This is a genomic window from Fulvimonas sp. R45 (assembly GCF_030504985.1).
In the GTDB taxonomy this organism is placed as follows: Bacteria; Pseudomonadota; Gammaproteobacteria; order Xanthomonadales; family Rhodanobacteraceae; genus Rhodanobacter_A.
In genome coordinates this window covers 249,653-268,838 of record NZ_JASERU010000004.1, presented here as the reverse complement: position 1 = coordinate 268,838, position 19,186 = coordinate 249,653, and the positions used below count along the sequence as shown (strand labels likewise).

21 protein-coding genes are annotated in these 19,186 nt (G+C 72.2%); 4 read left to right on the top strand and 17 right to left on the bottom strand.

Features of this window, described 5'->3' with window-relative positions; genetic code table 11:
• Positions 1 to 57: 57 nt before the first annotated feature.
• The 17 genes from QMK61_RS05815 to QMK61_RS05735 all read right to left on the bottom strand — a co-directional run bounded on the left by QMK61_RS05815 (position 58) and on the right by QMK61_RS05735 (position 16,179).
• Complete coding sequence (locus QMK61_RS05815) at positions 58 to 603, bottom strand: PilZ domain-containing protein (protein ID WP_302071111.1); 546 nt, start codon at positions 601 to 603, stop codon at positions 58 to 60.
• A 34-nt stretch (positions 604 to 637) separates the two neighbouring features.
• Entirely contained in the window at positions 638 to 967 is a 330-nt protein-coding gene (gene fliT / locus QMK61_RS05810) for a flagellar protein FliT (protein WP_302071108.1), read from the bottom strand.
• Entirely contained in the window at positions 964 to 1,380 is a 417-nt protein-coding gene (gene fliS, locus QMK61_RS05805; RefSeq protein WP_302071106.1) for a flagellar export chaperone FliS, read from the bottom strand. The genes fliT and fliS overlap by 4 nt, the downstream gene beginning before the upstream one ends.
• A gap of 13 nt (positions 1,381 to 1,393) precedes the next feature.
• Complete coding sequence (gene fliD / locus QMK61_RS05800) at positions 1,394 to 2,869, bottom strand: flagellar filament capping protein FliD (RefSeq protein WP_302071104.1); 1,476 nt, start codon at positions 2,867 to 2,869, stop codon at positions 1,394 to 1,396.
• Positions 2,870 to 3,022: 153 nt separating this feature from the next.
• Positions 3,023 to 4,522, bottom strand: coding sequence for a flagellin (locus tag QMK61_RS05795; RefSeq protein ID WP_302071102.1), 1,500 nt, complete (start codon positions 4,520 to 4,522; stop codon positions 3,023 to 3,025).
• 357 nt (positions 4,523 to 4,879) lie between these two features.
• A complete protein-coding gene (flgL, locus tag QMK61_RS05790) occupies positions 4,880 to 6,103 on the bottom strand; it encodes a flagellar hook-associated protein FlgL (protein WP_302071100.1) in 1,224 nt (407 codons plus the stop codon).
• A 4-nt stretch (positions 6,104 to 6,107) separates the two neighbouring features.
• A complete protein-coding gene (flgK, locus tag QMK61_RS05785; protein WP_302071098.1) occupies positions 6,108 to 7,988 on the bottom strand; it encodes a flagellar hook-associated protein FlgK in 1,881 nt (626 codons plus the stop codon).
• A gap of 26 nt (positions 7,989 to 8,014) precedes the next feature.
• On the bottom strand, positions 8,015 to 8,962 hold the full coding sequence (gene flgJ, locus QMK61_RS05780; protein WP_302071096.1) for a flagellar assembly peptidoglycan hydrolase FlgJ: 948 nt from the start codon (positions 8,960 to 8,962) through the stop codon (positions 8,015 to 8,017).
• Positions 8,962 to 10,065, bottom strand: a complete 1,104-nt coding sequence (locus tag QMK61_RS05775) for a flagellar basal body P-ring protein FlgI (RefSeq protein ID WP_302071177.1) — start codon at positions 10,063 to 10,065, stop codon at positions 8,962 to 8,964. Before QMK61_RS05775 ends, flgJ begins: the two co-directional genes overlap by 1 nt.
• A gap of 47 nt (positions 10,066 to 10,112) precedes the next feature.
• Positions 10,113 to 10,808 carry a flagellar basal body L-ring protein FlgH gene (flgH, locus tag QMK61_RS05770; protein WP_302071094.1) on the bottom strand — a complete coding sequence of 232 codons (696 nt, stop codon included), beginning with the start codon at positions 10,806 to 10,808 and terminating at the stop codon, positions 10,113 to 10,115.
• Complete coding sequence (flgG, locus tag QMK61_RS05765) at positions 10,805 to 11,590, bottom strand: flagellar basal-body rod protein FlgG (RefSeq protein ID WP_302071092.1); 786 nt, start codon at positions 11,588 to 11,590, stop codon at positions 10,805 to 10,807. The genes flgH and flgG overlap by 4 nt, the downstream gene beginning before the upstream one ends.
• A gap of 25 nt (positions 11,591 to 11,615) precedes the next feature.
• The gene (flgF, locus tag QMK61_RS05760; RefSeq protein ID WP_302071090.1) at positions 11,616 to 12,356 is read right to left on the bottom strand and encodes a flagellar basal-body rod protein FlgF; all 741 of its coding nucleotides are present in this window, start codon (positions 12,354 to 12,356) and stop codon (positions 11,616 to 11,618) included.
• 8 nt (positions 12,357 to 12,364) lie between these two features.
• The gene (flgE, locus tag QMK61_RS05755; protein WP_302071088.1) at positions 12,365 to 13,594 is read right to left on the bottom strand and encodes a flagellar hook protein FlgE; all 1,230 of its coding nucleotides are present in this window, start codon (positions 13,592 to 13,594) and stop codon (positions 12,365 to 12,367) included.
• A gap of 36 nt (positions 13,595 to 13,630) precedes the next feature.
• Positions 13,631 to 14,290, bottom strand: a complete 660-nt coding sequence (locus tag QMK61_RS05750; protein ID WP_302071085.1) for a flagellar hook capping FlgD N-terminal domain-containing protein — start codon at positions 14,288 to 14,290, stop codon at positions 13,631 to 13,633.
• A gap of 16 nt (positions 14,291 to 14,306) precedes the next feature.
• Positions 14,307 to 14,729, bottom strand: coding sequence for a flagellar basal body rod protein FlgC (flgC, locus tag QMK61_RS05745; protein WP_302071084.1), 423 nt, complete (start codon positions 14,727 to 14,729; stop codon positions 14,307 to 14,309).
• Positions 14,729 to 15,124 carry a flagellar basal body rod protein FlgB gene (flgB, locus tag QMK61_RS05740; RefSeq protein ID WP_302071083.1) on the bottom strand — a complete coding sequence of 132 codons (396 nt, stop codon included), beginning with the start codon at positions 15,122 to 15,124 and terminating at the stop codon, positions 14,729 to 14,731. Before flgB ends, flgC begins: the two co-directional genes overlap by 1 nt.
• Positions 15,125 to 15,261: 137 nt before the next feature.
• Positions 15,262 to 16,179 carry a chemotaxis protein gene (locus tag QMK61_RS05735; protein WP_302071081.1) on the bottom strand — a complete coding sequence of 306 codons (918 nt, stop codon included), beginning with the start codon at positions 16,177 to 16,179 and terminating at the stop codon, positions 15,262 to 15,264.
• 144 nt (positions 16,180 to 16,323) lie between these two features.
• Between QMK61_RS05735 and QMK61_RS05730 the strand changes: the two genes are divergently transcribed.
• From QMK61_RS05730 to QMK61_RS05715, 4 genes are all read left to right on the top strand, one after another.
• The gene (locus QMK61_RS05730) at positions 16,324 to 17,631 is read left to right on the top strand and encodes a methyl-accepting chemotaxis protein (protein WP_302071079.1); all 1,308 of its coding nucleotides are present in this window, start codon (positions 16,324 to 16,326) and stop codon (positions 17,629 to 17,631) included.
• On the top strand, positions 17,628 to 18,323 hold the full coding sequence (flgA, locus tag QMK61_RS05725; protein WP_302071077.1) for a flagellar basal body P-ring formation chaperone FlgA: 696 nt from the start codon (positions 17,628 to 17,630) through the stop codon (positions 18,321 to 18,323). Before QMK61_RS05730 ends, flgA begins: the two co-directional genes overlap by 4 nt.
• 69 nt (positions 18,324 to 18,392) lie before the next feature.
• Entirely contained in the window at positions 18,393 to 18,707 is a 315-nt protein-coding gene (gene flgM / locus QMK61_RS05720) for a flagellar biosynthesis anti-sigma factor FlgM (RefSeq protein ID WP_302071076.1), read from the top strand.
• Complete coding sequence (locus QMK61_RS05715) at positions 18,704 to 19,147, top strand: flagellar protein FlgN (protein ID WP_302071075.1); 444 nt, start codon at positions 18,704 to 18,706, stop codon at positions 19,145 to 19,147. The genes flgM and QMK61_RS05715 overlap by 4 nt, the downstream gene beginning before the upstream one ends.
• The last annotated feature ends 39 nt before the right edge of the window (positions 19,148 to 19,186 follow it).

The window sequence follows — 19,186 nt, the reverse complement described above, 5'->3', positions numbered from 1 at the left end:
ATTGATGTTTCGTTATGTGATGAACATCACATGAACATTTTGGCGCCGCGCACCCTTTCAGGAAGCCGATTGACGGGCTTCCGCCACTTTGCGGCGATGCTGACGAAAAACGACCCGCTCCAGACCCTCACCGACACCCTGCCCCACCCCGTCGAACGCGAGGAAGGCGCGGCCTTCGTCATACAGGCGTTCGAACCGCACCGGCAGCACCAGCGGCAGCGCGCGGCAGGCGTCGAAGTGCAGCTTCAGCAACCCCGCCTGGCGCGCGGGGTCGAGCAGCGACGCCGGAATCCCGACGCCGGACGCGTTGAGCCGCACCGGCGCGCGCGGCGGCAACGCCGCGTCGGGCATCAGCAGGCGGCCGACGATCTCCATCAGCACGTTGAGCTTGCTGTCCAGCCGCGCCAGTTCCAGCAGCACGGGGGTCGCGTCCTCGCCGGCTTCGACGCGGCGTTCCTCCAGCGTCGCCAGCGTGGCGAGCACGTGCAGGTTGCGTTCCTCCAGCAGGGCCGGCGGCGTGCCGTCGCGCGGTCCCAGCGCCAGCGGCAGCGTGTCCTCGTAGGCCACGCGCTGCGAAAACGCCTGCCAGGCTTCATCGCCCATGCCGTCGTCCCCGGATGATTGCCGCGCCATGGATTCAGCGCACGGCGACGGCGCGCGCCACCGCCACGTACGCATCCAGCGCGTGGCGCCGCCCGCACTGTTCCGCCAACTCGGCGCGCAGGCGGTCGCGCGCCTCGCCCGCCCGCGCGAGCACCTGCCGGTCGTGTTCCAGCATGAGCGCGAGGAGCGCCCGGCTGCGATCGTCGCCGGGATGGCCGCGCCCGAGTCGCCGCCGGCGCGCCGCGTCCAGCCGGGCGACCTGCGCCCAGTCGCCGTCGCGCGCCGCGGCGAGCATGCGCCCACCCAGCGCCAGCGCCTGCTCCAATCCGGCGTGGTCCAGTCCGGCGCGGGCGTCCGCGCTCATGGCGCCGCCTGCGCGGCCAGGTAGTCGCCGCGGATGCCGCGCCAGCCGTCGCGCACCTGCGCGAGCAGGCGCATGCATTCCTCCAGCGCCGGGATCTCGTCATGCAACTGCGCGTGCAGCAGGCGTTGCGTCACGTAGCCGTACAGCGCGTCCAGGCGCTGGCTGAGCTGGCCGCCGGCGGCGTGGTCCAGCGCCGCGCGCAGTTCGCCCACGATGGCCACCGCGCGCGAGACGCACTGCCCCTTGCCGGCCACGTCGCCGTGCCGGATGTGCGCGCAGGCCTGGGCCATGCGGTCGAGCGCGCCGTCGAACAGCATCGCGGTGAGCTGGTGCGCGTCGGCGCCTTCCACCTCGCTGCGGGCGCCGTTCTGGCGGTACATGGCGGTGGCCTGGCGGGCATAAGCCTGGTTCATGGTCGCGTTCCGCTCAGTTGTTGTTGCCGTTGTTCTTGTTCAGCGCTTCCAGCGACTGGGTCAGGTAGCTGCTGGTGTTCTTGAGCTGGGACATCAGCTTGTCCAGCTGGGTGTACTGCGCGCTGAGCTGGGCCTGGTACACGCTCATGCGCTGGTTGAGCGCGATGGTCTGGGTGTTGAGCGCGTCGAGGTCCTTGTCCAGGCTGGCGAGCTGGGACGGAATGATCCCGTTGGCGCCGGCGAAGGTGTCGATGGTCTTGCCCATGCGCGTCGCGTAGCCGCCGGCGCCGGAGAACAGGTCCTGCACCGAGGCCGGATCGGAGGACAGCGCGGCGTCGAACGCGTTCGCGTCCAGCGACATGCTGCCGTCGGCGTTGCGCGTGATGCCGATCTTGGCCAGGGTGCCCAGCGCGTTGCCCGGCACCGCGCCGCCCAGCACGTCGGAAACCTGGCGCTTCACCGACAGCAGGGTGGCGTTGCCCAGCAGCAGGCCGGCCTTGCCGGTGCCGGTGTCGTAGCTGCTGAGCTGGCCGGTGGTGCTGGCGTAGGCGTTGTAGGCGGTGACGAACTGCTGCACCGCGGACTGGATGCCGGCGGTGTCGCGGCTCACCGTCAGCCGCGTGCTGCCGGTGGCTTCCAGGTCCAGCGTGACGCCGTCGAGCGCGTCGCCCACGGTGTTGCCGGCGCTGCTCATCGCCACGCCGTCGATGTTGAACTGGGCGTCGGCGGCTTCGCTCTGGCCCGCCGTGCCCAGCGCGTTGGCGAGATCGAGCAGGCCGCTGCTGCTGGTGGCGTTCGCGCTGATCGTGAAGGCGTTCGCCGTGCCCGTCGCGTTGGAGCTGAGCACCAGCTGCGCGCCACCGGTGCCGTTGAGCACGGTGGCGGTGACGCCCGGGTTGTCCTTCGCGCCGTTGATCGCCTTGGCGATGTCCGCCAGCGTGTTGCTGGCCGACACCGCGATGTTCATGCTCTTGCTGCCCACGCCGATCTGCAGCGTGCCCTCGCCCACCGGCGCGCCGGCGTCCAGTGCCGGACCGATGCGCTTCTGCGCGGTGGCCAGCGCGCTCACGACGAGGTCATGGCGGCCCGGCACCGCGCCTGCGGCGGCGGTGACCGTGCCCACGTCGGCGTTCGAGAACGCCGCGTCGAAGCCGGAGAAACTCGTGCCGATGCCGGCGAGCGCCGCCTGCAGCGAAGTGAGCACGGTGCTCAGGCCGTTGAGGCCGGCTTCCAGGTTCTGGTCCTGCGTGGCGCGCGCGGCGATCTGCCCCTGCGGCCCCGCCTTGCGGTCGTTGACCAGCGCCGTGATGATCGCGTCCACGTTCAGGCCCGAACCCAGCCCGGCGGAGCTGAGCAGGCCGGAACCGGTCGTGGTGCCCGAGTCGGTGCCGGTGGTGGTGGACGAGCCGCTGCCCGTGCCGCTGCCCGAAGCCATGGAGCCGAGCAAGGCGGCGAGCGCGCCGTTGCCGGTGCCGGAAATGGTGGTCATCGCGAAACTCCTACGAGGTGACGGCGTGGCGGCGCCTTTCCGTCTTCCCGGCATGACCAGCAAGAATGATGCCGGGCGCCGCCGCGCATGCCCGCGAAACCGGCCGGCCATGGTCGCCTGTCGACGACCATGGCCGGGCCGCCCCCTGCTCCGTTACTGCAGGAGCTTGAGCACCTGCTGCGGCTGCGAGTTCGCCTGCGCCAGCACCGAGATGCCGGCCTGCTGCAGCACCTGTGCCTTGCTCAGCGCCGCCGTTTCCGCGGCGAAGTCCGCATCCTGGATGGTCGACTGCGAGGACTGCAGGTTGGTGGTCTGCGCCGCCACCGTGGAGATGGTGGACTGGAAGCGGTTCTGCACCGCGCCGAGCTGGGCGGCGAAGTCGCTGACCGCCTTCAGCGCCACGTCCACGCGCGAGATCAGGTCGTTGGCCTGGTTCACCGTGGCCACGCTGCCCTTGGCCAGCGAGCCGCCGGCGGCGGCCGCGGTACCCGCGGCGTAGGTGGCGCTGGTGTTGGCGTCCTTGGCATTGGCGCCGATCACGTGGGCGCCGGTGTCGGCGATCGTCAGCGCGGCGCTGGAATAGAACTCCAGGCCCTTGCCGTCGCCGCTCACCGCCGCGCTCACGCCGTTGATGCCGGCCGCGTTGATCGCGTCGGACAGGTCCTGCAGGCTCTTCACGCCGGTCAGGTCGATCGCCGTGCCGTTGATCGAGAAGCCTTCCGTCGACAGGTCCGGCGCGGCCGTGGTGGTGGTGGTCGCGTCCTGGCCGGCGGCCGTGGTGACGGTGCCGAAGATGGTCGACGCGTCGGTGCCCGCGATCACCGGGGCCGCCGCCGCGGCGCCGGTCGCCGTCGTGCTGATCTTCAGGCCGCCGGTGGTGGCGTCGATGCCCACCGAATAGGTGCCGGCCGCAGCCGCGTCCAGCTTGCCCTGCACCGCGCTCACCAGGCCCGCCATGTTGGTGACGTTGGTGGTGAGGTTCACGGCGTGGCCGTCGACGGTGAACGAGGCGTTGGTGGTGCTGAAGTCGAAGCTGCCTGGCGCCGCGCTGCCGGTGCTCGAGCCCGCGGTCGCCGCCGTGGTCGTGGTGGTCGAACCGAAGATGCCGCTGATGTCGCCGGTGGACACTTCGGCCAGCTGGCCCATGTCGCCGGCCTTCACGCTGGTGTTGAGGCTGACCGAGATGGTCTGGCCCACGTCGGCGCCGATCTGGAAGCTCTTGGTGCCCAGCGAGCCGTCCAGCACCTTGGAGCCGTTGAAGGTGGTCTGGTTGGCGATGCGGGTGATCTCGGCCAGGCGCTGCTGCACTTCCTGGTCGATGCTGGCGCGGTCGCTGTCGGAATAGGTGCCGGTGGCCGACTGCACGGCCAGGTCGCGGATCGCCTGCAGGTTGGCGGTGACCTGGTCCAGCGCGGAGCCGGCGGTCTGCGCCAGGTTGATGGCGTCGCTGGCATTGGCGCTGGCCTGCTGCAGGCCGCCGATCTGCGTGGTGTAGCGCTGCGAGATGGCGTAGCCGGCGGCGTTGTCCTTGGCGCTGTTGATCTTCAGGCCCGAGGACAGGCGCTCGGTGGCCTGCGCCAGCGCGCTCTGCGAGCGGGACAGGTTGTTCTGCGCGTTCAGCGAAGAAACGTTGGTGTTGATGACCAGTGACATGGAGGTCTCCTAGTGATGTCGGTCATGGAGCTGTCGGATAGCGTTCCGGCGGTGCTCCATCCGGAGTGCCAACCGCCTCGGGAAGCTTTTCGGCGTCACCTGGCATTTCTTGAGCACGGAACGGATGCATGCGTCTTGACAGCCGCATGCATCCGTTCCGTGCGGACGCGCGATGCAAACAGCGTGCGCGGAAGACTGCCGGCTGCCTCGAAGGGAGAGCGAAGAAGACTCCCTCCCCTGCGCGCAGGGGGAGGAGCTCATCCAGCGGCAGGAAATAGTCCGGACAACAGTGGGCCTGTGCCGGGATGACGAGCAAAGACACGCTTTACGCGATGCCCGGAGATCGTGAACAGGCTCTCAGCGCAGGTAGTTGAACAGGCTCAGCGACTTCACCGCGACGAACACCTGCTGCGAGGCCTGCAACGCGGCGGACTGGAGGCTGAGCTGGCTGATCGCCTGGTACGGGTCGGCGTCGCGCGCGTTGGACAGCGCGGACTGGTAGGTCACGCCGAGGCTGGCGTAGGCCGCGCCTTGCTGGCCCAGCACGTCCAGCCGGCCGCCGATCGCGACCTGGGTGGAGGCCACCGTGTCCAGCGTGCGGTCCAGCGATTCCAGCTGGCGGTTCATCGCGTTGCCGAGCTGCGTGGCGTTGCCGCCCTGCAACGATGCGATCATCCCGTCCAGGGTGGCGAAGACGTTCTGCGTGGTGCCGGTCGTCACGTGCACGGTGTCGCCGGCGGCCGGCGTGCCGGAGAGGCTGATCGAAAGTCCCTCGAAGGCGATGCTGCCGCCGTCGGCGTAGTCGCCGCCCAGCGGCTGGCCGGCGGCGTCGGTGAGCGGCTTGCCGGCGGCGTCCTGCACGGTCCAGTGGCCGCCCGCGCCGAAGCTGATGGTGAAGCCGCCGCCCGCGGCCGCGACGGACGACGTCCACCGGGCCGGGTCGGTGACGCTGTTGGCGCCCACCACCAGGCTGCCCTGGTTCGCCGCGCCCGCGCTGGCGACGAAGTCGCCGTTGCCGGCGGGAATGTCCATGAACACCGCGGCGCCGGTGTCGCCGGTGGGAAGCGTGAGACCGTGCCCGATCGCCGCCCTCTGCTGCACGGCGGTGCCCTGGTAGCTCACCGAGCCGTCGGCGTTGCGCACGAACGGCGCCTTGCTGTCGCCAGTGCCGGCGAACAGCGCGTTGCCGTTGGCGTCGCGGGCGTTGGCGTACTGCAGCAGCTGGTCGCGGATCTGGCCCAGCTCGGTGCCGATGCCCTGCAGGTCCTGCGCCGACAGCGAGCCGTCCAGCGCGCCCAGGCCGAGCGTGCGCGCGCGGTCGAGCAGGTCCGTGACCGAGTCGAGCGTGCTTTCCTCGGTGGCCAGGCGCGTGTTGGCACCGGCGATGTTGGCGGCGTACTGCGTGTTCTGCGCCAGCGTGTGGCCGATGCCCACGATCTGCGCGGCGGCGGCCGGGTCGTCGGAGGGCAGGTTCACGCGCGTCCCGGTGCTCACCTCGTTCTGGCTCGCGGCCAGCGCGCTCTGCTGCGCCTGCATGGTGGCCAGCGACTGCTGATAGGCCCAGCTGATGGATATGCGCATGCGTTCAACTCCGGATGGCGTCGATCAGGCTGGAGAAGATGGATTGCGCGGTGGAGATGATCTGCGCGGAGGCTTGGTAGGCCTGCTGGTAGCGCACCATGCTGGCCGCCTCCTCGTCGAGGTTGACGCCGGAGACGCTCTGCTGGGCGGACACCGCCTGGTTGTTCAGCGCGGTCTGCGTGGCCAATTCGTCCTGCGCCTGGCTGCCGGCGTCGCCGACCTGGGTGGTGAGGCCGGCATAGGCGTCCATGATCGAGGTCTTGCCGCCGTCCAGCACGCCGGCATCGTCGAGCGCGCCCAGCGCCAGCGCGTTGCCATTGTCGTCCAGGCCGGCGGTGTTCGCCGTCACGGCGAAGCTGTCGCCGGCCGCCGGCGTGCCGCCGAGGGTGAGGCGCCAGCCGTTCGCGGCGATCGGCTGGCCGGGCGTGTAGCTGCCGCTGGCCAGCAGCGTGCCGCCGGCATCGGTGATCGCGTAATCGCTGGCCGAGGTGAACGTCACCGTGGCGCCGTCGAGCAGGCCGGCGGCGCCCGTGTCCGTCACCGCGACGGAGCCGACGGTGGCAGCGCCGGTGTTGCCGCTGCCCGGCGTCGCGACCAGCGCGGCGGCGGCGGCGATGCCGGACGGGTCGGACAGGGCCAGCGCCAGTCCGCCCGCCGCGTCGCGGCTCGGCGCGATGCGGTAGCTGTCGCCGGCCTGCGCGTCGCCGGACACCGTGAAGCGCAGGCCGGCCGCGGACAGGCTGCCGTCGGGGTTGGCGGTGAGCGGCACGCTCTGCCCGCCGGTGGTGGCGAGCCGCCACTGGCTGCCGTCGTAGCCGAGCACGTAGTCCGCGCCGGTGAGCTGCGCCACGTCGTCGACGGACGCCGCCACCGTGGCGTCGCCCTGGTTGCCGCGGGCGCCGGCGACCGCCGGCGACGGCACGGTGAACATCGCCGCGCCCTGCCGCCCGTGCAGGTCCAATCCCTTCGCCTGCTGGCCGTTCACGCTGGCGGCCAGACCCAGCGCGGCCAGGCCCAGCTGGTTCTGCGCCGGGGCCAGCACGTTGCCGCGGTAGTTCAGCAGCGCGCCCAGCGTGCCGCCGCCGATCGTGCCGGTGATGTCGTTGCCCGCGCCGTCGAACACGTCGGTGGTGGACGCGTCGTAGGCGTTGCCGCCGGCGGACAGCGCGCTGGCATGCACGCCGCTGACCAGGTTCTGCCCGCTGGCGCTGTAGACGCTGAGGCTGCCGTCGCTGTCGAACGCGGTGGTGATGCCGAGGTAGCCGGACAGCGTGTTGACCAGCGCGTCGCGCTGGTCGAGCAGCGCATTCGGCGCGCCGCTGCCGGCGCTGGCCTGGGCGATCTGCTGGTTGAGCCTGGCGATGCCGGCGGTGGCGGCGTTGATGCTGTCCACCGTCTGCGCCACCTGCGTGTTCACCTGCTTGCGCTGCAGGTCGAGCTGCTGGCCCAGGGTGTTGAAGTTCGCCACCAGCGCGGCCGCCTTGCCCAGCAGCGCCTGCCGTTGCGAGGCGTCGCCCGGCGCGCCGGCCAGCGTGCCGAAGGCGCCGTAGAAGCCGTCCAGCGCGGTCTGCAGGTTGCCGCTGCCGGTGAACATGCCGTTGAGCGCGCCGGCCAGGGCGTTGCCGGTGCTGGCGCCCTGCAAACCGGAATGGCTGCTCCACATCGCGGTGGTGAGGTAGCGGCTGTAGGCGCGTTCCACCGCGGTCACGTCCACGCCGCCGCCGATGGTGAAGCCGCCGACGGCGGTCCCCACGCGGTCGGCCTGCACCGTGCTCTGGCGGCTGTAGCCGGGCGTGTCGACGTTGGCGATGTTGTTGCCGACGACGTTGAGCGCGAGCTGCGCGGCGCTGAGTCCGGAGATGCCGGTGCTGAGCAGGTTGGCCATGGGGATGGTGCCTGTGCGATGTCGTGTCAGGAGTTCGGCGGCGGCGGCGCATTCTTGAGCGCGGCCAGCGCCTGCCGCATGGCCGGGCTGTCGGCCAGCGCGGCCAGCTTGCCCGCGTAGTCCGGATCGGTGGCGTAGCCGCCCTGCACCAGCGCCTGCGCGAAGCCGCGTACGTCGTCGCCATGGCCGAGCGCCTGCGCGTAGCGCGGGCTGCCACCGAGCAGCCGCGCGTAGTCGGCGAAGGACTCGCCCGGCGAGGCGTAGGCGCGGAAGCGCGCCTGCCGGCGCACGGCGATGCCGTCCTCGTATTCCACCGTGGGCACGCTGGCGCAGTCGCCGTCCCAGCCGCCGCCGTCCTTGATGCCGAACAGGTTGTTGCTGCTGCGGCCGTCCGTGCCGCGCGGCATGCGCCGGCCCCAGTCGGTTTCCAGCGCCGCCTGCGCCAGCACGGCGCGCACCGACACGCCCAGCTGGCGCGCGGCGCGGCGCGCGTAGGGCGCCAGTTCGCGCACGAAGTCCTGCGCGTCGCGCGGCAGCCAGGGCAGCACCTTGTTGCCGGCCGCCCGGGCGGCGTCGAGCACGCCGTCCAGGCGCTGGCGCCAGCCGTCGGCGGGCGGCGCAGGCGGCGCGTCGCCCGTCGTCGATGCGGGTGCTGCCGACGCGCCGCCGCCGAGCTGGCGCTCCAGCATCCGCGCGATGCCGAAGCCGCGGCCGTGGCTGGACAGCTCCAGCGCCAGCTGGTGGTCGTACAGGTCGCGCCAGGCGTCGCCGGCCTCGCTGTCGAACAGGCCGTCGCCCATGCCCGCCTCGCGCATCGACTTCAGCATCATCTGGGTGAAGATCGCCTCGAACTGGCGCGCCACCACGGGCAGCGCCGCCTTGCCGTCGGCGCGGGCGGACTGCCGCAGCGCGTCGAACCCGGACAGGTCGGTCCAGGTGCCCACACTCTGCAGCACGTCACCCGGCACGCCCATCAGATCACCACCAGCTGCGCGTGCAGCGCGCCGGCCTGCTTCAATGCCTGCAGGATCGAGATCAGGTCGCTGGGCGAGGCGCCGACCTGGTTCACCGCGCGCACGATGGTGTCGAGGTCCACGCCGGGTCCGAAGCGGAACATGTGCGCGCCGTTCTCCTGCACCTGCACGCTGCTGCTGGGCACGACCGCGGTCTGCCCGTTGCCGAACGGCGCCGGCTGGCTCACCAGCGGCTGCTCGCTCACCGTCACCTGGATCGAGCCGTGCGCCACCGCGGCGGCGCTCACGCGCACGTTGGCGCTGATCACCACGGTGCCGGTGCGCGCGTTCACCACCACCCGCGCCGGCGCCTCGCCGGGCTGCACGTCCAGCGATTCGATCATGCCCAGCCAGGCCACCCGCTGCGCCGGGTCCTGCGGACCGCGCACGCGCACCGAGCCGCCATCCACCGGCTGCGCGGTGCCGGCGCCGTAGGCCTGGTCGATGGCCTGGGCGATGCGCGCCGCGGTGGTGAAGTCCGGGGTGTCGAGGTTCAGCACCAGCGCGCCGCCCTCGCCGAACGAGGAAGGCACGCTGCGTTCCACCGTGGCGCCGTTGGGCACGCGCCCGCTGTCGGAAATGTTCACCTGCACGCTGGAGCCGCTGTTGCCGCGCGCGCTGACGCCGCCGACCACCACGCTGCCCTGCGCCATCGCGTAGACGTTGCCGTCGGCGCCGCGCAGCGGCGTCAGCAGCAGCTCGCCGCCACGCAGGCTGCGCGCGTTGCCGATCGAGGCCACGGTGACGTCGATCGCCTGCCCCGGCTTGGCGAACGGCGGCAGCGTGGCGGTGACCGTCACCGCGGCGGCATTCTTCAGCTGCGGGCGCGCCGTGGCCGGCACGTGCACGCCGAACTGCTGCAGCATGTTCTCCAGGCTCTGCGTGGTGAACGGCGCCTGGGTGGTCTGGTCGCCGGAGCCGTCCAGGCCCACCACCAGGCCGTAGCCGATCAGCTGGTTGCTGCGCACGCCGGCCACCTGCACCAGGTCGCGCACCTTGTCCGCCCGCGCCGGCGCGGCCAGCGCGAGGCAGGCGAACGCGGCGGCCGCGAGCCGCCGCAGCATCCGGCGCAAGCCGCCGGTGCGGGTTCCGCGTGGCATGGCGGCCTCCATCAGTAGGGCATCCAGCCGGAGCTGAAGAAGCGCGACAGCCAGCCCTGGCGGTTCGCGTCGGCCAGCGTGCCGCGGCCGGTGTAGACGATGCGGGCGTCGGCCACGCGGGTGGACGGCACGCTGTTGTCCGGTCCGATGTCCTGCGGCCGCACGATGCCGGCCACGCGCACCAGTTCGCGCCCCTGGTTGATGGTCAGCCACTTCTCGCCGCGCACCACCAGGTTGCCGTTGGCCAGGCGCTGCGCCACGGTCACGGTGATCGAGCCGCTGAGCTGGTTGCTCTGGCTGCTGTCGCCGGAGCCGTCGAAGCTGCGGTCGGCGCCGGTGGCGATGGCGGCCGCCTTGCCGCCCACCGACAGCGCGTGGCCCAGGATCACCGGCGCGTCGATGCCGGCCTTGTCCTTCTTGCTGGTGCTGGTGCTGGCCTTCTTGCTGGCCTGCATGCTCTCCACCAGCGCGATGGTGAGGATGTCGCCCACGCGGTGCGCGCGCGGGTCGGAGAACAGTTCCAGTCCCTGCGCGTCGTGGTAGATCGCGCCGTCGGCCGCGGCCACGACCGGCTGCTGCGGCGGCGTGGGCGCCCAGGCGGGATCGTCGTGCCGGGGCTGCAGGGCGCAGGCGGCCAGCAGCGCGGGCAGCGCCAGCGCGACGAGGCGTGGCAAGCGGCGGATGAAGGCGTGCATCTTCGCGCTCACATCTTGTCGGTCAGGTCCTGCAGCATGGCGTCCACGCTGCTGATCGCCTTGGAGTTCATCTCGTAGGTGCGCTGGGTCTCGATCATGTCGACCATCTGCTCCACCACGTTGACGTTGGACGATTCCAGCGAGCCCTGCGCCAGCGAACCCATGCCGTTGAGCGCCGGCTGCCCGGTCTGCGGCGAGCCGCTGGCGGCGGTCTCCAGGTAGAGGTTCTGCCCCATCGGCTGCAGCCCGGCCTCGTTGACGAAGTCGGCCAGCTGGAGGGTGCCGAGCTGCACCGGCGTGGTGGAGCCGGCGCTGGTGGCGCTGACCGTGCCGTCGCTGCCGATGGTGATGCTCTGCACGCCGTTCGGCAGGGTGATCGACGGCTCCAGCGGATAGCCGTCCGCGGTGACCAGTTGGCCGTTGACGTCGGTGTGCAGCGAACCGTCGCGGGTGTAGGCGACGCTGCCGTCGGGCAGGCTCACCTGCAGGAAGCCGCGGCCCTGGATGGCCACGTCCAGCGAGTTGCCGGTCTGCGTCACGCTGCCCTCGGTGAACAGCTTCTCGCTGCCGGCCACGCGCACGCCGGTGCCCAGCATCAGGCCCGACGGCGACTGCGTCTGCTGCGTGGTCTGGCCGCCCGGCTGGCCCTTGTTCTGGTACATCAGGTCCTGGAACGAGGCGCGCGAGCTCTTGAACGCGGTGGTGTTGGCGTTGGCCAGGTTGTTCGAGATCACGTCCATGCGCGTCTGTTGCGCGTCGAGTCCGGTCTTGGCGATCCACAGCGATGAAAACATCGTTCACTCCCGGTGCGCCGCGGCGTCAGTCCGCCTGCAGCAGTTTGTTGGTGGCGTCGGCGTCGTCCTCGGCGCTCTTGATCGACTTCACCTGCATGTCGTACTGGCGCGACAGCGCGATCATCCGCACCAGTTCGGTCGAGGGGTCCACGTTGCTGCCTTCCAGCGTTCCCGACGCCAGCGTCACGGCGTCGCTGGCGGGCGCCTGGCCGCCGCCGGCCAGGTGCATCAGGCCGTCGCCGCCCTGCACCAGCGAGGCCGGGTCGGGGTCGACCAGGCGGATGCGGTCCACCGTGGCCAGCGTGTCCGGCTTCTCGCCCAGCGGGATGGTGGAGAGGGTGCCGTCGGCGCCGATGCTGACGCGGGCGCTGTCCGGCAGCACGATCGGCCCGGCGTTGCCCAGCACCGGGTTGCCGCGTGCGTCGTTGAGGCTGCCGTCCGCGGCCAGCCGCAGGTCGCCCGCCCGGGTGTAGCCCTCGCTGCCGTCGGGCGCCTGCACCGCGATCCAGCCCGGGCCTTTCACCGCCACGTCCAGCGCGCGTCCGGTGGCGATGGCCGCGCCCTGGCGCAGGTCCCGGCCCACGCCCTGCGCCACCGCGTTGATGCGCGACGGCGCGCCCGCGCCCGCCACCGGCACGCTGCGGAACGCGTACAGCTCGCTCTTGAAGCCGACCGTGGACGCGTTCGCCAGGTTGTGGCTCACCGCGTCCTGCGCGCGCAGGATCTGCGCCGCGCCGGTCATCGCCACGTAGATGGAACGGTCCATGCCGGCGGCTACCTGGAGATGGCGTTGAACAGCGTGGAGGTCAGCGAGTTGTCGGTCGACAGCATCTGCGCGTTGGCCTGGTAGGCCTGCTGCGCCTGGATCATGTTGACCAGCTGCGCGGTGGTGTCGGCGGTGTTGGAGCTTTCCAGCGCGCCGGACTGCACCGAACCGAACTGGCCGTTGCCGGCCGCGCCCATGATCGGCGTGCCCGAGCTGCTGGTCGCGGTCCAGTTGGCGCTGCCCTGCTGGGCCAGGCCCTGCGGGTTGGTGAAGTTCACCATCGCCAGTTGGCCGAGCTGGCTGTGCTGGCCGTTGGAGTACGCCGCGGTCACCACGCCCTGCTTGTCCACGTCGATGCTGGCCAGCACGCCGGCCTCGTAGCCATTCTGGGTGATCGTGCCCGGGCTGTAGGCGGTGCCGAACTGCGTGCTCTTGGTGAAGTCCAGGGTCAGCGACAGCGGGTTGGAGCCGTTGCCCAGGTCCACCGGCTGGAACGCGAGCTGCCCGTTGGCCGGCGCGGTCAGTTGGCCGTCGGTGCCGAACTGCAGCGACAGCGGCGCCGCCGGGTTGGCCGATTTGCCGTCGACGTACAGGTAGGTGTTCCAGGCGTTGGTGCCGGTCTTGACGTAGTACACCGTGGCCTGGTGCGCGCCGCCCTGCGAGTCGTACACGCTGAAGGTGTTGGCGTCGTTGTAGCTGGTCGCATCCGCGGGGCTGAAGGTCGCGGTGGCCGGCAGGCTGGCGCTGGCCGGCAGGTTGTCCACGATGCCCGCTCGGGAGGTGGCGCTGGCCGAGCTCTGCGCCGACACCAGGTTGAGGTCGGCCAGCGTGCTGGTGTTGAAGCCGCCCATGCCGTTGGGCGGATAGACCTGCAGCGCGTAGCCGTCCACCGTCTGCACGGTGCCGGTGGGGCTTTCGTGGAAGTCGCCGGCGCGCGTGTAGGCCACGCCGTTGCCGGTGTCGATCACGAAGAAGCCGTTGCCGTTGATCGCCATGTCCAGGCTGTTGCCGGTGGTCTCGATGTCGCCCTGGGTGAACTGCTGCGCCACCTGCGCCAGGCGCACGCCGCTGCCGACCGAGGTGGCGCTGAGGTTGAGCCCGGTCACCGCGAACACGTCGGCGAATTCCGCGCGCGAGCCCTTGAAGCCGGTGGTGTTGGCGTTGGCGATATTGTTGGAGATCACGTCGAGATCGGAACGCGCCGCGTTGATCCCGCTGAGTGCCGTGTTGAGGGACATGTCGGATGCCTCGCTGGGGTTGGAGGTTGGGACGGATCAGAGGATCTGGGCGACCTGCGCCAGCGGCACGCCGCCGACGCCGGCCACCTGCAGGTAGGTGCCCACGCCGCTGCCGCCGTAGCCCACGCCCTCGACCGTGCCGGCCACGTAGGTGGCGAGATCGGTGCCGCCGCTGGTGGCCGCGAGGGTGTAGCTGCCGTCCGCCACCGGCTTGCCGGCGTCGTCGGTGCCGTCCCAGTCGAACTTCGCCAGGCCCTCGCCGCGGTTGCCCAGGTCGATGCTGCGCACCACGTGGCCGGCCGCGTCGCTGACGGTCACCACGACCCGACCCGGCACGCTGACGTTGACGCCGCCGGACACCGCCTGCCCGTCGTAGGCGGCGGTGTCGGAGCCCACCATCACCTCGCGTCCCACCAGGTTGGCGGAATTGATCACCTGCGCCGCCTGCGCGGCATTGCTGAAATTGCCGCTCAGCGTGTTGAGGTCGGTGTCGAGCTGCTGGGTCGCCGAGAGCTGGCTGAACTGCGCCATCTGCGACACGAACTGGGTGTTGTCCACCGGGTGGGTGGGGTCCTGCGCCTGCAGCTGCGCAGTCATCAGCTTGAGGAAGTCGGCCTGGGACATCGTGCCCTTCGGCGTGGCCGCGCCGCCCGTCGCGCCCGACGCGGCGCCGGTGGTGTTGCTGGTGTCGATCATGCCGTGCGCTCCGGGATCAGTTGCCGAGGGTGAGGGTCTTGAGCATCAGCTGCCTGGCGGTGTTCATCGCCTCGACGTTGCTCTGGTACGAGCGCGAGGCGGAGATCATGTTCACCAGCTCTTCCACCGGGTTGACGTTGCTGGCGTAGACGTAGCCGTCGGCGTCGGCCATCGGGTTGCCCGGCTCGTACTGCGCCTTCACCGGCGCCGCGCTCTCGGTGATGCCGCGCACCTGCACGCCGTCGGCGCCGTCCTGCGCCTGCGCGCCCTGCCACTGCCGCTGCACGGCGGCGAACAGCGGTTCGCGGGCGCGATAGGCGGCGTCCGGCGAGCCGGCCACGCTGTCGGCGTTGGCCAGGTTGCTGGCGACCACGTTCAGGCGCAGCGACTGCGCCGCCATGCCCGAGCCGGCCACGTCGAAGATCTTGAACAGCGACATCAGCCCTGGTCTCCCGTGATCGCGGTGCGCAGCATGTGGATCTGCGCGGTGATGAAGGCCAGGCTCGCCTGGTAGTGCACGCCGTTGGCGGCGAAGGCCGCCGATTCCAGCTGGCTGTCGACGGTGTTGCCGTCCAGGCTCGGCTGCGTGGGCACGCGGTAGGACAGCGGCATCGCGCCGCCCGGAGCCGCGCCGCCGATCTGGCCGGGCGAGGTCGTGTCCAGCGGCAGCGGCGCACCCGCACCGGCGCCGGAAAGCAGCGCGCGGAAATCCACGTCGCGCGCCAGGTAGCCCGGCGTGTCGGCGTTCGCCAGGTTGCCGGACAGCACCTCCGCGCGCCGCTGCCACAAGGCCAGCGCCTGCGTGTGCATGCCGAAGAGGTTGTCGAGGTTCATAGCGTGTTCCCCGCGGCACCGGCCGCAGGAAGCCTCTGGCAAGAGGCGTGCCATGGCGCCGCAAACCGCGTGGCGGCGCGGCCTGCGCCATGCGCGCCACGACCGCGTGCGCGATGCGCGACGGAAAGCCGTCGCGGCTAGCCGGGCAGCAGGTCCAGCACCGCCTGCGCCAGCACGTCGGGCTGGAACTTCGCCACGAAGCGGTCCGCGCCCACCTCGTCCACCAGCGCCTGGTTGAACACACCGCTGAGCGAGCTGTGCAGCAGCACCTTCAGCCCGCGCAGCTCCGGCGCTTCGCGGATCGCGCGGGTCAGTGCATAGCCGTCCAGGCGCGGCATCTCGATGTCCGACACCACCAGCCGCACGCCTTCCGCCGCGGGTCGCGCGGCCAGCTCGCGCAGGCGCGCCAGCGCCTCGCGCCCGTCGTTGGCCAGCAGGCATTCGATGTCCATCTGGTCGAACAGCTCCACGAGGCGCCGGCGCGCGACCTGCGAGTCGTCCACCACCAGCACGCGGCGCGGCGACAGCGGCCGTTCCGCCGCGGTGCGCCGCAATCCGGCGGCCAGCCCGGGCGGCGCCTCCTCCAGCCCGGCCAGCACGTGCTCCACGTCGACCACCGCCACCAGCGCGCCGTCGATGCGCGTCGTCGCGTTGATGCACGGGCCGAAGCCCAGCGCATCGGAAGGCGCTTCCAGCGAACCGCCCTCGCAATGCGCGATGCGCGCCAGGTCGGACACCAGGAAGCCCTGCACGCTGCGCTGGAACTCGGTGACGACCAGATGCGACGCCGGCGCATCACGCAGCGGCGGATAGCCCAGCGCGGCGGCCAGGTCGATCACCGGGATGGTGCGGCCGCGGTAGTCGCAGCTGCCGGCCAGCAGCCCGTGCGCGCCGGGCATGCGCTCCAGCGGCGGCCGGCGCAGCACCTCGCGCACCTTGAACACGTTGATGGCGAACGCCTGCCCGTCGCCCAGCCGGAACAGCAGCATCGCCACGCGGTTGTGCCCGGCCAGGCGCGTGTAGCGCTCCACACTGTCCAGCAACGCACCCGCCATGCCGATATCCGCCGTCCGAGGAAACCCGCCGGGACTATCGGCCGGCGGCGCCCGGACTTGAGCTGGCACATGCATTGCTTCTCAAGTTCCGGCGCTTGCCGACGATCCATGGGAGTCCCTCCCATTCCAGGAACCCAGCCGTCCATGCCTTTCCTACGGAGCCAGCATCTCGCCGCCCTGGTCCAGGCCGCCGCCGACGGTGACGAGGCGGAGCTCGCGCGCCTGGCGCGGCGCCATCCGCGCCTGGCGCGCCTGCTGGCCTCGCTGCCGCCCCGCCCCGCCCGCGCGCCCGCCGGCGTCGCGCTGCAGACGCTGGAGCAGCAGAGCCTGCTGCTGACCGCCGCACAGGGCCTGGCGCGCGAACAGGGCGCGCTGGACCAGGCGGTCGCCGAAGGCCGCGCAGGCGTCGACCGCTTGACGGACGCCGGCGCCGGAATCTCGACAATGCTGCAGCAGGCCGCCAGCGGCGTGGGCACCGCCCAGGCCGCCGGCGCCCAAGCCCAGGCCGGTGTCGGCGAACTGGACGGCCAGCTGCGCCTGACCCGCTCGGCGCTGTCCACGCTCAACCGCAACCGCGAACGCCTCGCCGCCCAGGCGGAGGAGATCCGCCGCCTCACCGCCTGCGTGCAGGAACTGGCGCACCAGACCAACCTGGTGGCGCTGAACGCGGCCATCGAGGCGGCGCGCGCCGGCGAGGCGGGGCGCGGCTTCGCGGTGGTCGCCGACGAAGTGAAGCAACTGGCCGAGAAGACCGCCGAGGCCACCGCCGGCATCGAGACGGTGGCCGGCGCGATCGGCGGGTTCTCGCAGCAGCTCGACCACGACGTGCAGCACGGCCTGCGCCAGCTCGAGCGCGCGCAGCACGGCGTCGGCCAGGCCGAAGGCGCATTGCGCCGCGGCGACGAGGCGCTGCAGGTGGCCGTCGAGCGCATCCGCAATGTGCAGCAGGGCCACGACGCCCAGCAGGCGCGCGCCGCCGCGGTGCAGGCAGCCCTCGGCGTGCTGCGCCGGCGCGCGCAGGAAGCCCGCCGCCAGGGCGAGGCGATGAGCCGCGCCGCCGTGCTCGGCCACCGCCTCGGGCTGGACTGGCTGGACAGCCAGGGCGGCGACGATCCGGCCAGCCTCAGCCTCACCGTGCGCGAATCCGCGCTGGCGCTGCGCCAGGCGATGGACCTGGCGCTGCGCGAGCCCACCGCGCTCGACCGCCGCTGGTTCGACACCCGCGTGCTCGAGCGCGCCATCGGCCGGCTCGCGGCGTGGCGGCCGGGACACCCGGCCGCCGAGCTGCTGGTGCAGGCCGGCGCGCGCCTGGGCGAGCACAGCCAGGCCTTCGCCGAGCTGCTCTGCGAAGGGCGCAGCGAACAGGCCGCGCCATGGCCCGAGCGGGTCGAGGCCGAACGCGACACGATCCAGCGCCAGCTCGGCGCCCTGCTCGCCGAACCCGCCGCATGATCCGGCGCGCGGTCCTGCTGCTGCTCGCGCTGACGCTGCCGTCGGCGGCGCACGCGGGCGCCATGCAGTCGACCGCGTCGCTGCAGCGGCAGGCGGAAAGCTGGTTGCGCGCGCGCCTGCAGCAGCCCGGCGTCCGCGTCGAGGTACGCGCCGGGCCGCTGGACGGCCGCCTGCGCCTGCCCGCCTGTCCGCGGCCGCTGCAGGCCAGCATGCCCGCCCGTGACCGCATCGGCGCCCGCGTCGGCGTGCAGTTGCGCTGCCCGGTGGCCGACGGCTGGCGCATCCGCGTGCCGGTGGACGTGCAGCTCTACCGCGACGTGCTGGTCACCACCCGCCCGCTGCAGCGCGGCGACGGCATCGGCGCCGGCGACGTGCGGCGCGAGGAACTCGACGTCGCCCGGCTGGGCTACGGCTACGTCGAACGGCTGGACCAGCTGCGCGACCGCACCCTCGCCCACCCGCTTGGTGCGGGCCGGGTGCTGGCGCCCGGCGACCTCGCCGGCCGCCGCGCGGTCGCCGCCGGCGACCATGTACAGTTGATCGCCGACCTCGGCGGCGTCGAGGCACGCGCCGGCGGCGTGGCGCTGGGCGGCGGCGACGTCGGTGCGCGGCTGCGCGTGCGCAACGACAGCTCCGGCCGCCTGGTGACCGGCGTGGTGCGCGGCACCGGCCTGGTCGAGGCGCTGCCGTGAGCCGCTCAAGTTCGCCTTCCGCCCGCCGATAGCCTGCCCGTGAGGCCGCAGATTCCGACAGGACCCGCCATGAACACCACCATCACACCGAACGGCATGCCCTCGTTGCCGCAGGCCAAGAACGGCCCCGGCGCGACGGCCCCGCAGAACGCCCCCGCCGCGTCCGACGCCGCCGTCCCGGCGCCGGCGGGCGACAGCGTGAAGCTCACCGAATCGGCGCGCTCGCTGCACGCGCTGGCCCAGGCCGGCAAGGGCGACGGGATCGACGCCCAGCGGGTGGAGAAGCTGCGCCAGGCGCTGGCCGATGGCAGCTACACGGTCGACGCCGGCCGCATCGCCGACCGCCTCGCATCGCTGGAACGGCAGCTCGCCGGCAAGCCATGAGCGACGGACTGCGCGCCGAACTGGGCGAGGCCCTGTCCGCCGTGGTCGCCGACATGCAGGCGGCCGCGACCGATCTGCGCCAGGCGCTGGCCGACGAGCGCGCCGCGCTCGACCAGGCCGACCCCGCCGCGCTCGACCGCAGCGGCGACGCCAAGCAGGCACTGCTGCGCCGGCTGGAGCAGCTGGAAACCGAGCGCCGGCAGCTCGCGCAGGCGTCCCCGTCCGCGGCCATGCCGCGCGGGGCGTGGTCGCGGGTGCTGGAACTGCTGCAGGAATGCCAGCGCACCAACCAGCGCAACGGCCGCCTGATCGGGCAGCGCCTGCAGCACGTGCGGCGCGCATTGGCGGTGCTCACCGGCGCCAGCGCCGACGCGGACGTCTACGGCCCGGCCGGCCAGTTGCGCCATGCGCGCCGTTCTTCGCCGCTGGCGCAGGCCTGAGCCCGGCCGCCCGCCCGGCGCGACACCCGGGCCATCGCC